Annotated in this window: 13 protein-coding genes and 1 pseudogene; 10 read left to right on the top strand and 4 right to left on the bottom strand. The window is 63.4% G+C overall.

Features of this window, described 5'->3' with window-relative positions:
- Nucleotides 1-35 precede the first annotated feature (35 nt).
- Entirely contained in the window at nucleotides 36-956 is a 921-nt protein-coding gene (locus ABIV12_RS01595; protein WP_348055546.1) for a recombination-associated protein RdgC, read from the top strand.
- Nucleotides 957-1,037: 81 nt separating this feature from the next.
- The gene (locus ABIV12_RS01590) at nucleotides 1,038-1,754 is read left to right on the top strand and encodes a SprT family zinc-dependent metalloprotease (protein WP_348055544.1); all 717 of its coding nucleotides are present in this window, start codon (nucleotides 1,038-1,040) and stop codon (nucleotides 1,752-1,754) included.
- A 28-nt stretch (nucleotides 1,755-1,782) separates the two neighbouring features.
- On the opposite strand, the gene ABIV12_RS01585 is transcribed toward ABIV12_RS01590, so the two are convergent.
- Nucleotides 1,783-2,649 carry an alpha/beta hydrolase gene (locus ABIV12_RS01585; protein WP_348055542.1) on the bottom strand — a complete coding sequence of 289 codons (867 nt, stop codon included), beginning with the start codon at nucleotides 2,647-2,649 and terminating at the stop codon, nucleotides 1,783-1,785.
- A complete protein-coding gene (hemH, locus tag ABIV12_RS01580) occupies nucleotides 2,636-3,757 on the bottom strand; it encodes a ferrochelatase (protein WP_348055540.1) in 1,122 nt (373 codons plus the stop codon). The genes ABIV12_RS01585 and hemH overlap by 14 nt, the downstream gene beginning before the upstream one ends.
- 171 nt (nucleotides 3,758-3,928) lie before the next feature.
- On the opposite strand from hemH, the gene ABIV12_RS01575 reads away from it, so the two are divergent.
- From ABIV12_RS01575 to ABIV12_RS01550, 6 genes and pseudogenes are all read left to right on the top strand, one after another.
- On the top strand, nucleotides 3,929-4,852 hold the full coding sequence (locus ABIV12_RS01575; RefSeq protein ID WP_348055538.1) for a hypothetical protein: 924 nt from the start codon (nucleotides 3,929-3,931) through the stop codon (nucleotides 4,850-4,852).
- A 77-nt stretch (nucleotides 4,853-4,929) separates the two neighbouring features.
- Nucleotides 4,930-5,613, top strand: a complete 684-nt coding sequence (locus ABIV12_RS01570; RefSeq protein WP_348055536.1) for a lipid-binding SYLF domain-containing protein — start codon at nucleotides 4,930-4,932, stop codon at nucleotides 5,611-5,613.
- A 135-nt stretch (nucleotides 5,614-5,748) separates the two neighbouring features.
- Nucleotides 5,749-5,973 (top strand): Sec-independent protein translocase subunit TatA, encoded by a 225-nt coding sequence (tatA, locus tag ABIV12_RS01565; RefSeq protein ID WP_348055534.1) that lies wholly within the window; start codon nucleotides 5,749-5,751, stop codon nucleotides 5,971-5,973.
- 48 nt (nucleotides 5,974-6,021) lie between these two features.
- Nucleotides 6,022-6,225, top strand: a pseudogene (gene tatB / locus ABIV12_RS01560) (Sec-independent protein translocase protein TatB); the annotation flags it as partial.
- 94 nt (nucleotides 6,226-6,319) lie between these two features.
- Nucleotides 6,320-7,126, top strand: coding sequence for a twin-arginine translocase subunit TatC (tatC, locus tag ABIV12_RS01555; RefSeq protein WP_348055532.1), 807 nt, complete (start codon nucleotides 6,320-6,322; stop codon nucleotides 7,124-7,126).
- 163 nt (nucleotides 7,127-7,289) lie between these two features.
- Nucleotides 7,290-7,505 carry a hypothetical protein gene (locus ABIV12_RS01550; RefSeq protein ID WP_348055530.1) on the top strand — a complete coding sequence of 72 codons (216 nt, stop codon included), beginning with the start codon at nucleotides 7,290-7,292 and terminating at the stop codon, nucleotides 7,503-7,505.
- Between the two features lie 33 nt (nucleotides 7,506-7,538).
- Here ABIV12_RS01550 and ABIV12_RS01545 read toward each other — a convergent pair whose 3' ends face one another.
- Together ABIV12_RS01545 and ABIV12_RS01540 are read right to left on the bottom strand one after the other, a co-directional pair.
- Nucleotides 7,539-8,306, bottom strand: coding sequence for a glutamine amidotransferase (locus tag ABIV12_RS01545; RefSeq protein ID WP_348055528.1), 768 nt, complete (start codon nucleotides 8,304-8,306; stop codon nucleotides 7,539-7,541).
- Nucleotides 8,284-10,110, bottom strand: coding sequence for a GspE/PulE family protein (locus ABIV12_RS01540; protein WP_348055526.1), 1,827 nt, complete (start codon nucleotides 10,108-10,110; stop codon nucleotides 8,284-8,286). The genes ABIV12_RS01545 and ABIV12_RS01540 overlap by 23 nt, the downstream gene beginning before the upstream one ends.
- A gap of 72 nt (nucleotides 10,111-10,182) precedes the next feature.
- Here ABIV12_RS01540 and glyQ point away from each other — a divergent pair, with 72 nt between their 5' ends.
- Together glyQ and glyS are read left to right on the top strand one after the other, a co-directional pair.
- Nucleotides 10,183-11,088 (top strand): glycine--tRNA ligase subunit alpha, encoded by a 906-nt coding sequence (gene glyQ, locus ABIV12_RS01535; protein WP_348055524.1) that lies wholly within the window; start codon nucleotides 10,183-10,185, stop codon nucleotides 11,086-11,088.
- A complete protein-coding gene (gene glyS, locus ABIV12_RS01530; protein WP_348055522.1) occupies nucleotides 11,088-13,223 on the top strand; it encodes a glycine--tRNA ligase subunit beta in 2,136 nt (711 codons plus the stop codon). The genes glyQ and glyS overlap by 1 nt, the downstream gene beginning before the upstream one ends.
- Nucleotides 13,224-13,474 lie beyond the last annotated feature (251 nt).

Here is a 13,474-nt window from a genome sequence, read left to right as displayed (position 1 = left end):
CTTTCTGCATTCTCTTCCTCAAACGCGCCTATCCCATGACGTTTTTTCGCAACCTCAGCCTGTTCCGCTTCCCGGAGAGTGTGTCCAAGTCCCTGAACACTCTCGACAAGGAGCTGGAATCAAAGCGCCTCCGCGAGTGTGGGCCAATGGAATTGGCCACACGCGGCTTCGTGTCGCCCTTTGGAAGGGACAGCGAGGACTTGGTGCACCAGATTGGTGCATTTTCGCTCGTCTCGATCGGCTCGGAGGAGCGCTTGCTTCCGAGCGTCGTGGTCAACGAGGAACTTGCCGACAAGCTGTCGAAGATCACCGAGAAGGAAGGTCGGAGGATTGGTGGAAAAGAACGCAAGCGATTGAAAGAAGAAGTGATTTCGGAACTTCTGCCGCGTGCCTTCATACGCCCGTCACGACTCTCTGCTTATCTGGACAGCGAACGCGGCTGGTTCGTGGTCGACAGTGCAAGCCGGAAATCTGCCGAGGATGCGGTGACGGAAGTGCGTGAGGCGCTGGGGCGATTTCCGGCGACACCGATGGCGCCCGAGGAATCTCCGCGCAACCTGATGACGGACTGGCTGGTTGGTGGCAAGCTGCCCGAGGGTCTGGTGCTCGGCGAGGAAGTCGAACTGCGCGATCCCGCGGAGGCCGGCGCCATCGTCCGCTGCCGTCGTCAAGACCTTGAATCGGATGAAGTCAGGGAACATCTGAAGTCGGGCAAGCAGGTGTTCCAGTTGGGACTGGTGTTCGAGGATCGGATGAGTTTCGTGCTCGGCGAGGATCTCGTCGTGCGCAAGCTGCGATTCCTGGATGTCGTTCTGGATCAGATGGGCGAGGACACTGCGGAATCCGCACGTGCCGAGCTGGATGCAAGCTTCGCGTTGATGACGCTCGAATTGAGGACCCTGTTCGAGCGCCTTGAGCAATGGTTCGGTTTACCGCGGCCAGGCGAACGCGACTAGCGTTCCCCCGGACGTTTGCAGTGGAGTGACGACGTGGACTTCGCGAACGACTACCTTGAGTTGCCGACGCCTGCGGGCGAGATGATCAAGGTCCTGCGCAAGAGCCATCCGCAGGCGCGCCGATTGCGCCTGACTGTCACGCCTTCGGGCGCACGCGTGACCTATCCCGAGGGAACCCACCCGGCGCAGGTGTTCGCCTTCCTTCGCAAACACGGCGAATGGCTCGAGCGGAAGCTTGATGAATTGAGTCTTGGATCGGCGCCGCCCGCGCTGAAGCCGGGCGCCGCGACGGTGATGCCGCTGCGTGGAGAGACCACGAGGCTGTCGTGGCGCGATGGGCCGTATCCGCGCATCGAGCAGCTCGATGATCGCCTGGTGCTGACGTTGCCGCGCCCGCACGGCAAGTCCACTCTGCCGGCTGCGCGCGCGCTGCTGCGTTCATTCCTCGAAGCGCAGATCCGCCGCGACGTGAGCCGCTATCTCGCGCGCTATTGTCCGGAACTCGAACGCGCTCCGACCGCGGTGAAACTCCGTCCGCTGAAAAGCTTGTGGGGCAGCCTCGACACGCGCGACAGGGTAACGCTCGATCTTGCGCTCGCGCTGGCGCCCCCGGCGGCTCTGCGCTATGTCGTGGTGCACGAGCTTTGCCATTTGCGTATCCGAAGTCACGCGCCGCGTTTCTGGGCGCTGGTCGAGAAGCTCTATCCGGAATGGCGCGAACAACGCGACTGGCTGAGGATCCATGGGCAGGCGTTGAAGGCGGAACTCACCCGCCTGCTGCAAGCGTCCGACGCGTGAAGTTGGCGTCAGCGGCACGCTGCTGACATTACGTCGTGTGGGCGTCGCGGAACGTACGAATGGCCGCTGCGACGGCCGGCGCATTGTCCATGTGCAGGTGATGGTAGCCGGGCAGGTCGACGACATTGATGTTCGCCACCTGTGCCGCGCGCTGGTCAATCATCTCCCTCGGCAGGTAACTCGTTGGCGGATCGGCCAGCACCACCAGCGTGGGTGACTGGATGCCGGCGAGCATCGACAGGATTTGCGCCTCGGTATAGCGCTGGGCGCTGGCAAGCATCAATCGTGCGTCGCTCGACCAGATCACGCCACCATCGACCTCGAGCGTGCCGCGCTCGACCAGCGCCCGCGCGGCCCGCTCCGAAAGGTTGCCCGCTCGCATGCGAACGCTGATCGCGGAATCGAGATCCGGATGCACGCGTAGCGATTTTCGCGCGCCAAATGTCGCGCGCTGATCGATGGATCGGCGCAGCTGCGAGAGCGATTCGTCGGCGCCTCCGGCCAGCGGGCGAAGCGCTTCGATCAGCAACAGATGGCCGACCCGCTCGGGGTACAGCGCTGCGAACAGGCTGGCGAGCGAGCCGCCGAGGGAGTGGCCAAGCAGATCCACGCGTTCCCACCCGAAATGATCCGCGATCGCGCGGATCTCGTCGAAATGGTCGGTGTAGTGGTACCACGCGCCTTCGGCGATGTGCGGAGAACGTCCATGCCCGCGCAGGTCGATCGCGACCACATGCCAATCCGTGCTGAGAAGCGGTGCGAGCAAGTCGAAGCTGCCCGCGTTGTCGAGCCAGCCATGCAGCGCAAGCAGCGGCGGCAACGCCGGATCGCCCCAGCACTTCGCCGCAAGAGTCAGCTGCCCGCACGCGATGGGATATTCCTCAGCGCGAGGCATCGACGTTGCGCAACTGTTCCTGTCGGCTGCGAATGGCGGCACGCTGGGCAGTGACGCGTGCTGCGTCCCAGCCTGGATCGAATTCCGGCCAACCTTGCGCATGCCGCAGGACCAGATCGGACAGCGCTGCCACGTGGTCGTCACTGGCATTGAGCGAAGGGATGTACTCGAACCGTTCACCGCCCGCGCGCAAAAAGCGCGCATGGTTGGTCAGTGCGATTTCCTCCAGCGTCTCGAGGCAGTCGACCGAAAATCCAGGGCATAGAACCTGGACGCGCTTGATTCCCTGCCCGGGCAGGGCCTCCAGCGTGGGTTCCGTATACGGCTTCAGCCATGCTGCCCGGCCCACACGCGACTGGAACGCGACGATCATCTCGTCGTCGGCCAGGCCGAGCCGTTCACGCAATCGACGCGCGGTCGCCTGGCACTGGCAGAAATAGGGATCGCCGGCACGGAAGTACTTTGCGGGAATCCCATGGAACGAGAGCAGCAGTCGCGGCGCGCGTCCGTGACGCTGCCAGTGCAGTTCGACACTGCGTGCGAGCGCCTCGATGTAGCGCAGCTCGGAATGATAGTCGGCGATGAAACGGAACTCCGGCACCCAGCGCCACGTGGACAGCTCGCGGGTGACCGCGTCGAGCACCGACGCGGTGGTCGTGCCGGAATACTGAGGGAAGAGCGGGAGCACCAGAAGCCGCTGCGCCCCCGCCGCTGCGAGCTCGCGCAAAGCGCCTCCGATCCCCGGATCGCCATAGCGCATTGCGTGCCGCACGATGACGGGGCCGCGGCAGAGCGTTTGCAGCGATTCCTGCAATTTGTCGGTGAGTGCCGCTGTGCCGGTGGCCAGCGGCGACCCTTCTGCCGTCCAGATCTTCGCGTACAGAGCCGCGGATCTCGCCGGACGGATGCGCAGGATCAACCCATGAAGAATCAGCCGCCAAAGCCACCGCGGCAGCTCGACAATTCGTGGATCGGCAAGAAATTCGGACAGGTAACGACGCACGGCACGCGTGGTCGGCGCGGACGGTGTGCCGAGATTGACCAGCAAAACGCCGGTCGAAGGCACGCTGTCGTGTCGGTAATTGGGTAGTCCGAAGTAGCGCGGCATCGTTCGATTGGGAATACGTGAGTCTGGGCAACGCCGCAGCCATGCGCCGCGCGGACAGTGAAATCGCCTGCGCCGGCCTGGTTTTGATGCGTCCGGGATTACTGCTAGACTCGGAACGTCACCGCGGACCACCGCGGGACTGTTCATTACCTACAACGATAACACGCCGCCATGCGCTCACTGTTCCGCCTCATCGCGGCAGGGATGCTTGTCTGTTCTGCATTTCCGGGAAATGCGGCGACGGTGGCTTATGGCGAATCGTTCGATACTCTTTATCGCATCGACCTTGCCACCCGCGAGGCGACGAGTATCGGCACGGCCGGGACGTTTTCCGGACAAAATATCGCCAATATCAGCGGTTTGACCGCTGCCACCAACGGCTCTCTGTATGCCGTTGCGGGTGGCTTCAAACTCCTGCTCGAGGTCGATCCTGTCGCCGGCCTTGGTGCGGTCATTGGCAGCCTCGGTCTTTCCGGCCAAGGGTCTGGGCAGTTCGACGCCCTCGATCTCGGCATGACGTCCGATTGCGACGGAAATTTCTGGCTGGTGTCCGGAGTGCTCAAGCAGCTCTGGAAAGTGGATCCGCGGACGGGCGCGACGACACGCGTTGGCGATACGGGCTTTGCCATTTCCGGTCTGGTGGCCCGCGGCGGTGTTCTCTACGGCAGCGGCAGCCGCGCCGATCACGGCTTCTACCGCATCAACGAGACCACTGGCGCCGCAACCCTGGTCGGAAATTTCGGCGCTGGCGCGCCCAGTATCCTCAACTCGGTTTCAATGAGTTTCGACGCCGACGGGACGTTGTGGGCAGTGCTGAACTATGTGCCTCCGACCAATGGCGACGTGGTTCCCGACTGGAGCGACCTGGCCAAAATCGATCCGACCACCGGGGCGATGACCGTCGTCGGTCCAATCACCGGTCCGGCTGCGCTCAGGCAGGCGGGCATGAAAGGCTTCGTCATCAGCCCGCTCCAGTGCCTCGGCGGATCGGTGAGCCCGCAACCGGCGCCAATCGGGTCGCCATGGGCGCTCGGTCTCCTCGGTCTTCTCGTCGGCGCAGCGGGATTGAGGCGCTCCCGGCGACTGGCTTGCTGACAGCAACGGCGCGCGCTTCACGCAGGACTCAGCTCACTGCGGATATGTTGGATCGAATATCCTGACCGGAGATGTCGATGCATCGTGCCTTGTTTGCGTTCGCCGCAGTCCTTCTGAGTGCTTTCGCGCTTCCCGCGCTGGCGGGCGAAGAGGAGCAGACCCGCGCTGAGAACGCGGTTCGTGTACTCAACGAGGTGATGCAGGCGCCAGACCAGGCGATCCCGCGCGAATTGCTGCAGAGCGCCCACGCGATCGCCGTGATTCCCGACGTGATCAAGGCTGGTCTGGTCATTGGCGGACGGCATGGAAATGGGGTGATTGCGGTCAAGAACCGTGACGGAACGTGGTCGAACCCGAGCTTCATCGGCTTGACCGGCGGCAGCATCGGCTTCCAGGCCGGAGTCTCCTCCACCGACGTCGTTCTGGTATTCCGAACGCAGCGTGGGGTCGATTCGATCGTCCATGGAAAATTCACCATCGGGGCCGATGCATCGGCCGCGGCAGGCCCGGTCGGGCGCTCGGCACAGGCTTCGACCGATGCCCAGTTGAAAGCGGAGATCTACTCCTACTCTCGCGCACGCGGGCTGTTCGCCGGCGCGGCGCTCGATGGCACGGCATTGACGATCGACAACGATGCCAACAAGGCTGTCTATGGTGACGGAATCACCGCGCGTCGGATCTTCGACGGCGGAGTCACCAACGTGCCCAACGCCGTCGTGGATTTCCGCGACCGGCTCGAGGAGTACACTAGCCGCCAGTGATCGCGCTGCCGCGTCGTGCGCGGCGCGCGTTTATCGCGTTTCGCAGGTCGACACGGATGGCGTGGCGATCATCATTCACGCGAGTGCAGTGTCCCGCCCGGGATGACTGCCGGCACTCGTCCAGAGGAAATCGTCATGGGTGGTTTGAGCATCTGGCACTGGCTGATCGTGCTCGTGATCGTTGCGCTGGTTTTCGGGACCAAGCGACTGCGCAACATCGGCGAGGACGTGGGCAGCGCAATCAAGGGATTTCGCAAGGGCATGCAGGACGGTGACAGCGATGCGCAGCCGCAGCTGAAGGCGGATCCGCCCCCCGTGGAGCCGGCAACGAACGAGCGCAAGTCCGAACGCGCCGAATAAGCGCAGGCGTCCTCCACGGCAATCGAATCGTTTCAGGATCCGCACCGCATGTTCGACATCGGCTTCAGCGAAATCGGGCTGATCGCAGTGGTCGCGTTACTGGTCCTCGGACCGGAGCGTTTGCCCAAGGTTGCCCGTACGGTCGGAGCGCTGGTGCGTCGTGCCCGTTCCAGCTGGCAGAGTGTGCGCACCGAGATCGAGCGGGAATTGCAGGCGGAAGACCTCAAGAAAACGTTTGAGGACACCCGGCGCTCGGCGGATGTCCGCAGCGACGTCAATGCGGCCGCAGCGGATGTCGAAAACGTCATGCGCGGTCCTGCACCGTCAACCCGACACGTGCCCACCGATGAGCCAAGCTGAGTCTGGCGACGCCGACGGCGGCGAGCAGTCCTTCATCTCGCATCTGGTCGAATTGCGCGAACGCCTGTTGAAGGCGGTCGCTGCGGTGCTCATCGTGCTGTTGCCGCTGCTTTTCTTCGCCAACAAGTTGTACGGCTGGCTGGCACTGCCGCTGATCCGGCACCTGCCGCAGGGCGGCACCATGATCGCGACCGAAGTCGCGTCGCCGTTCCTCACGCCGTTGAAACTCGCGTTTTTCGTCGCGCTGTTCATCGCGATTCCGGTGGTGCTTTACCAGCTCTGGGCGTTCGTGGCGCCGGGTCTGTATCGCAGCGAGAAGCGGCTTGCGGTTCCAATCCTCGTTTCCGCAGTGCTGCTGTTCTACATCGGGTGTGCGTTCGCGTATTTTCTCGTCCTTCCCGCCGTCTTCACGTTCATGACGTCGGTCGCGCCCGCGGGCGTCGCGGTGATGCCGGACATCGGCCGTTACCTCGATTTTGTCCTGATGCTGTTTCTTGCCTTCGGACTCTGTTTCGAAGTGCCCGTCGTGCTCGTGATCCTCGTCGCGCTCGGTGTGGTGACGCCCGACCAGCTCGCCGGAAGCAGGCGTTATGCGATCGTCGGCGCCTTCGTCATTGCCGCGGTTCTGACGCCACCCGACGTTCTTTCGCAGACGATGCTCGCGGTACCGATGTGCCTTCTGTACGAGGTTGGAATTTTCGGCGCGCGCACCTTGACCGCCGGCAAATCCTCCACGAGTGCCGATGACAATCCCTCAGCGACCGATGAAGCCGGGCGTCGCGCAGACTCCTGATTCGCGGAAAACCCCTTGAAACAAGGGAAAAACCGCGTATTCCGCAGTCACAAATCGTGACACCTGACGAGCGACACGCGCATCGTCCGAAGCCCTCCGCACAGTTACACTTCTGGACGAGGCGGAATTCTTGCCGTCTTGCATTGGTGCAGCGGAAAACAACATGAAAAAAGTGACAGTGGACAAGGACGACGCACGCGATGCGAGTCTGCGTGTGTCCAAACAGGTGCGCGACAGTCTGAAGGCGGCGGCGGCGGTGATGGGACGTCCGCTCTACGACGTCACCAACCAGGCGATCAGCGACTATCTCTCGGGATTGAAGCTGGGCGATCCGCTTGCGGCGATCCGGCGGAACGCACGCGCACGCCGCAGCAACTGAACGCTCGCGGTTTATCGTCCGCGAGGCGATGAATCAAGCGGAACGCGCGGATGCCCGTCGCGTGATGTCGCGGAAGCGGCGCAACAAGCGTCGCGCGGTCGGAGCCGGTGCGCCGACCCGATGCGCGCAGCAGTCCGCTGGACAATCCCCGTTCATCGCCTGCCTGCGTCGCTGCAGGTAATCGCGCATGATCCCCGCGCTGAATTCCGGATGGAACTGCAGCCCCCAGACGTTCGGGGCGTAACGCACGGCGTGATGCGGATCGTGACTCGAGCGCGCCAGGACGACTGCATCGCTCGGCAATTCCAGCACGCTCTGCTGATGCGATGCGTGTGCCTTGAACACGTCGGGCGACGATCCAAGCAGTGCGTCCTCTCCGGCTGCCGCGAGCCGTTCGATCCGTACCGTACCGATTTCACGACCGCCAGGGTGAAAGTCGACACGTCCACCGAGCGCATGGGCAAGCAACTGGTGGCCGTAGCAAACACCCAGTATCGGCACGTCCTGATCGACCATCGAACGCAACCACGCGGCGGTGTTTTCGCTCCACGCGAGCCGCTCGCTCACCATCGACGGCGATCCGGTCACGATCACGCCGGCGTGATCGCCTGCAGTGCGCGGAAGGACGTGTCCGGCATCCGCCCGCACGACCTCCACCTGTGAACGATCGAGTCCCATGCCGACGCGGAACCAGTCGGCAAAATCTCCGCGGCGCGCGCGCAATTGGGGAAACGTGCTGCCGGTCTGCACGATCAGCAAACGTGCATTGCCCGGTCGATCAGTCGATCGGCGGGAGGACATGGATGACTTCCGGGATGGTGGTGATCCCTCGCGCCACCTGCGACGCGGCCGATGCGCGCAGCGGCCGCATGCCTTCCTCGAAGGCGGTTTGCGTGAGCTTCGCCAGATCCATGTTCGGCTGGATCAGCGCCCGGATTGAAGACGACACCCGCAGCATTTCGTAAATGCCGGTACGCCCGAGGAAACCGGTCTTGCGACACTCGAGGCATCCCTTGGGGCCGAAATTCTTTGCCGGCGGCGCCAGGTGCCAACGATGCGTCAGTGCGGCCCACGCCTGAACATCGAGCGGCGCCTCGGTTTTGCAATGCGGGCAGAGTGTGCGCACGAGTCGCTGCGCGACGATGCCGGTCAGCGTCGACTGGATCAGATAATTGGGCACGCCGAGATCAAGCAGGCGTGTCAGGGCGCTCGGCGCATCGTTGGTATGCAGCGTCGACAGGACGAGATGACCGGTCAGCGAGGCCTGCACCGCCATTTGCGCGGTTTCGAGGTCACGGATTTCGCCCACCATGATGATGTCCGGGTCCTGGCGCATCAACGTGCGCACGCCGGCGGCAAAATCGAGATCGATCGCCTGGTGCACCTGCATCTGGTTGAACTCGGGCGAGACCATTTCGATCGGGTCTTCGACCGTGCACACATTGATGTCGGGCGTTGCCAGCACCTTCAGCGTGGAATACAGCGTGGTGGTCTTGCCGGAGCCGGTGGGTCCGGTCACCAGCACGATGCCGTGCGGCCGGTCGACGAACTCGCGCCAGATCTTCTCCTCGTCGGGCGCGAACCCGAGCTGGCGGAATTCCTTGACCACGATATCCGGGTCGAAGATGCGCATCACGATTTTCTCGCCGAACGCAGTCGGCATTGACGACAGGCGCAACTCCACTTCGCGGCCACCCTGCGAGCGCGTCTTGATGCGCCCATCCTGTGGGCGACGCTTCTCGGCCACGTCCATACGACCGAGGATCTTGATGCGCGACGTCACCGCCGTCATCACCGGCGTCGGAAGTTCGAATACCTTGTGCATGACGCCGTCGATGCGGAAACGGACGTTGCTGGTATCGCGTCGCGGCTCCAGATGGATATCCGATGCGCGCTGTTCGAACGCGTACTGCAGCAGCCAGTCGACGATGTGCACGACATGGCGGTCGTCGACGCCGATGTCGCCACTTTTGCCGAGTTCGACCAGTTGTTCGAAGTTGAGGATCCCGCGACCGTCGCCGAGTTCGTTCTTCGCATCCTTCGCCCGCTGGATCGAGCGTTGCACGCTCCACCATTCGGTCAGGTAGCGGCCGACATCGAGCGGACTTGCGACGACACGCTGGATGTCGCGCCGCAGGATATGGCCGAGATCGGCGACCCAGCGCGTGTCGAACGGCTCGGAGGTCGCGAAGACCACCTGCATGGCGCTGACCGCGACCGGCAGGATCCGATAGCGTTGCGCATAGGCATGGCTGACCACCTGCGTCACCGCCGCGACATCGATCTTCATCGGATCGATTTTCAGGTACGGCAGTGACGCGCGATCCGCGAGCCATTGCGTCAGCACTTCAAGACTGAGCGGCTTTTCCGGCCGGCGCGCGTCGGGAAGTTTGAGATTGGCGACGAGCACCAATGGATGGAGTTCGGCCCGCCCCTTCATCGTGCGGACGTCGGCGCGAACGCGTTTGCCGTCGACGTCGGTGAAAAGTCCGTCGGCAATCAGCGCCGCGATCGTTTCGTCGAGATCGAGGCGACTGTGCAGGCCGAGGGTCGAACGCGGTTCGGGCGTGGTACCGCCGCCCGGAAGCTGGGTCACACTGGCCATGGGCGGGAGTCTGCGCTGCGCATCGGTCGTTATACTAGCGCGCTTTTCGCGCGCAACTTTGTGAGCTGACGCATGCCAGGACCCACCTTCCAGGAAATCATCCAGACGCTCAATGCCTATTGGGCGAATCAGGGCTGCGTGCTGATCCAGCCACTCGACACCGAAGTGGGAGCCGGCACCTTTCATCCGGCCACGTTCCTGCGTGCGATCGGACCCGAGCCGTGGGCGGCCGCTTACGTGCAGCCTTCGCGCCGACCGACGGACGGTCGCTATGGACAGAATCCGAATCGGCTGCAGCATTACTACCAGTACCAGGTGGTGATGAAACCGAATCCGGACGATCTACTTGATCTCTACATCGGTTCGCTCAAGGCGCTCGGTGTCGACCCGCTGGTGCATGACCTGCGTTTTGTCGAGGACAACTGGGAATCGCCGACGCTCGGCGCATGGGGTCTCGGGTGGGAAGTCTGGTTGAACGGCATGGAAGTCACGCAGTTCACTTATTTCCAGCAGGCGGGCGGTCTCGAGTGCCGGCCGGTGACGGGCGAGATCACCTACGGTCTTGAACGTCTCGCGATGTATCTGCAGAACGTCGACAACGTGTTCGATCTTGTCTGGACCAATGCGCCCCATGGGGTGGTGACGTACGGCGACGTGTTCCACCAGAACGAAGTGGAACAGAGCACCTACAACTTCGAACACGCGAACGTGGCCGAACTGCTGCGCTGGTTCGACGTGTGTGAAAGCGAAGCGAAAAAGCTCGTCGAAGCCGGGCTGCCGCTGCCGGCCTACGAGCAGGTCACCAAGGCGAGTCACACGTTCAACCTGCTCGACGCCCGACGCGCAATCAGCGTAACCGAGCGTCAGCGCTACATCCTGCGCGTGCGCACGCTGTCCCGCGGGGTGGCCGAGGCGTACTACGCACAGCGCGAAAGACTCGGCTTTCCCGGCGTTCGCAAAGAGCAGGAGGCCGCGTGATGGCGCAGTCTCTGCTGATCGAACTGGGAACCGAGGAGCTGCCGCCGAAGGCGCTCGATGAGCTCGGCGACGCGTTTGCACGCGGCATCATTGACGGGCTTGCAAAGCGGGGTGTGGTGATCGACGCGGCAGGCGCGAAAGCCTATCGATCGCCGCGTCGTCTTGCGGTGTGGATCCCCGGCGTTGAGTCGGCTCAGCCGGACCAGCAGCAGGAGCGCCGTGGACCAGCGCTCAATGCGGCACTCGACGCGACTGGCGAGCCGACCAAGGCCTTGCTCGGATTCGCCCAATCGTGTGGCGTCGACGTCTCGCAGCTGGAGAAACTCGAAACCGACAAGGGCGCGTGGTTCGTGCATCGCGCGCTGAAACCAGGCCAGCCAACGTCCGCGCTGATTCCCGACATTCTCGCCGAAACGCTGAAGGCATTGCCGATCCCGCGACCGATGCGATGGGGCAATCACGAGTACGCCTTCGTGCGGCCGACGCACTGGCTCGTCGTGCTCCATGGCGACCAGGTGATTGACGCGGACGTGCTCGGCGTGACCTCCGGGCGCATGTCGCGCGGCCATCGCTTCCATCGTCCGCAACCCGTGCATGTGGTCGACGCGGACTCATGGGTGGATGCATTGCGCATGGCGAAAGTGATTGCCGATCCGGCCGAGCGACGTGCGCGCGTGCGATCCGAAGTGGGGAGCGCGACGCAACAGACCGGCGGCGTTCCGCGACTGTCGGAGCAACTGCTCGACGAAATCGCAAACCTGACCGAATGGCCGGTCGCACTTGCGTGCACGTTTGACCCGGAGTTCCTCGGCGTCCCGCACGAAGCGCTGGTCATGACGATGGAAACGAACCAGAAGTTCGTTCCGGTGTTTGGCGACGACGGTCGTCTGACCGAACACTTTATTGGCGTCGCCAACATCGAATCGAAAGACCCGTCGGAAATCCGCAAGGGTTACGAGCGCGTCATCCGCCCGCGCTTTGCAGACGCGAAATTTTTCTACGATGAAGACCTGAAGACACCGCTCGCTGGTTATCACGACGCGTTGAAGAACGTCACCTACCAGCAGGCGCTCGGTTCGGTGTGGGACAAGAGCGTGCGGGTTGCCGAACTGGCGCGCGTGATTGCCAATCGAGTGGGCGTTGACGCGGCGCTCGCGACACGCGCGGCGAGTCTCGCGAAATGCGATCTCGTGACGCGCATGGTCGGCGAGTTCCCGGAGTTGCAGGGCGTGATGGGTCGCTACTATGCAACGGCCAGCGGCGAACACGCCGACGTCGCGCAGGCAGTGGACGAGTTCTACGCCCCCCGCTTTGCCGGCGATGCGATCGCGCATGGAAAGGTCGGCCAAGTGTTGGCGGTCGCCGAACGGCTCGACACGCTTGCGGGCATTTTCGCAGTCGGAATGAAACCGTCGGGCAACAAGGATCCGTTTGCGTTGCGCCGTTCCGGTCTCGGTTTCGCGCGCACGCTGATCGAGGGTGGACTCTCGCTCGATCTGGACGCGCACCTTTTCGAGGCGTTGGCGCTGCTGCCCGATTCGGCGCTCGAGGCAGGCATGCCGAAAGCGAAGGAGGGCAACGGGGTTTCGTTCGACGCCGGATCGCGTCGTGCTCAGCTCGCAGTGGAACTCCGGGATTTCATCCTCGACCGCCTGCGCAGCTACTACGCGGATCAGGGCATCCAGGGAGAAGCGTTCGAAGCCGTGCGCACGCTTGCACCCGCAGACCTCACCGACTTTGACCGCCGCCTGCGCGCGGTGGTCGAGTTTGCCACGCTGCCCGACGCACAATCCCTCGCAGCCGCCAACAAGCGCATCGGCAATATCCTGAAGCAGTCGGGCAACGTCGCGACAACGACGATTGACGACGCACTGCTCGAAGCAGGAGCGGAGAAGGAACTCGCACAGGCGCTGCAAGCGGCGCAGTCCGATGGCGCGCCGATGATCGCCGCACGGGATTATGTCGGGCTGCTCAAGCGGCTGGCCCGCCTGCGGGAACCCGTTGACGCCTACTTCGAATCGGTGATGGTGATGGCCGACGACCCGGACTTGCGCACGAACAGGCTCGCGTTGCTCGGCACATTGCGAAGCCTCTTCCTGCGCGTCGCGGATATTTCGCTGCTGCCCGCACCTTGATGCCGGTCATCGCGTCCGGTCGGTGGGAACGGGCGACAGCGCTTGCATCGATGTGCGGCGCTTCCCGTTCATGCGCGAGCGGCTTTCGCAATTGCGCAACGTCGGCCTGCGCATTAAGGTGCCTGTCTCCATCGCAAAGCGGTTCGCCCACAACAGGCGCGAAGCGCGAGGCACAACCCCGGCGCGCTGCAGTCCCCGTTTGACAGCATGAGCCCGTGGACGTCTGCTGTACGATGTCCTTCGTTTTGAAT

This window comes from Dokdonella sp. (assembly GCF_039926425.1).
Lineage (GTDB): Bacteria > Pseudomonadota > Gammaproteobacteria > Xanthomonadales > Rhodanobacteraceae > Dokdonella_A.
This window is presented reverse-complemented; position numbering and strand designations above follow the sequence as displayed.

Excerpts from the sequence above, each read along its gene's own strand:
- ABIV12_RS01595 (WP_348055546.1), top strand. The coding sequence starts at position 36 with ATGACGTTTTTTCGCAACCTCAGCCTGTTCCGCTTCCCGGAGAGTGTG.
- ABIV12_RS01590 (WP_348055544.1), top strand. The coding sequence starts at position 1,038 with ATGATCAAGGTCCTGCGCAAGAGCCATCCGCAGGCGCGCCGATTGCGC.
- ABIV12_RS01585 (WP_348055542.1), bottom strand. The coding sequence starts at position 2,649 with ATGCCTCGCGCTGAGGAATATCCCATCGCGTGCGGGCAGCTGACTCTT.
- hemH (WP_348055540.1), bottom strand. The coding sequence starts at position 3,757 with ATGCCGCGCTACTTCGGACTACCCAATTACCGACACGACAGCGTGCCT.
- ABIV12_RS01575 (WP_348055538.1), top strand. The coding sequence starts at position 3,929 with ATGCGCTCACTGTTCCGCCTCATCGCGGCAGGGATGCTTGTCTGTTCT.
- ABIV12_RS01570 (WP_348055536.1), top strand. The coding sequence starts at position 4,930 with ATGCATCGTGCCTTGTTTGCGTTCGCCGCAGTCCTTCTGAGTGCTTTC.
- tatA (WP_348055534.1), top strand. The coding sequence starts at position 5,749 with ATGGGTGGTTTGAGCATCTGGCACTGGCTGATCGTGCTCGTGATCGTT.
- tatC (WP_348055532.1), top strand. The coding sequence starts at position 6,320 with ATGAGCCAAGCTGAGTCTGGCGACGCCGACGGCGGCGAGCAGTCCTTC.
- ABIV12_RS01550 (WP_348055530.1), top strand. The coding sequence starts at position 7,290 with ATGAAAAAAGTGACAGTGGACAAGGACGACGCACGCGATGCGAGTCTG.
- ABIV12_RS01545 (WP_348055528.1), bottom strand. The coding sequence starts at position 8,306 with ATGTCCTCCCGCCGATCGACTGATCGACCGGGCAATGCACGTTTGCTG.
- ABIV12_RS01540 (WP_348055526.1), bottom strand. The coding sequence starts at position 10,110 with ATGGCCAGTGTGACCCAGCTTCCGGGCGGCGGTACCACGCCCGAACCG.
- glyQ (WP_348055524.1), top strand. The coding sequence starts at position 10,183 with ATGCCAGGACCCACCTTCCAGGAAATCATCCAGACGCTCAATGCCTAT.
- glyS (WP_348055522.1), top strand. The coding sequence starts at position 11,088 with ATGGCGCAGTCTCTGCTGATCGAACTGGGAACCGAGGAGCTGCCGCCG.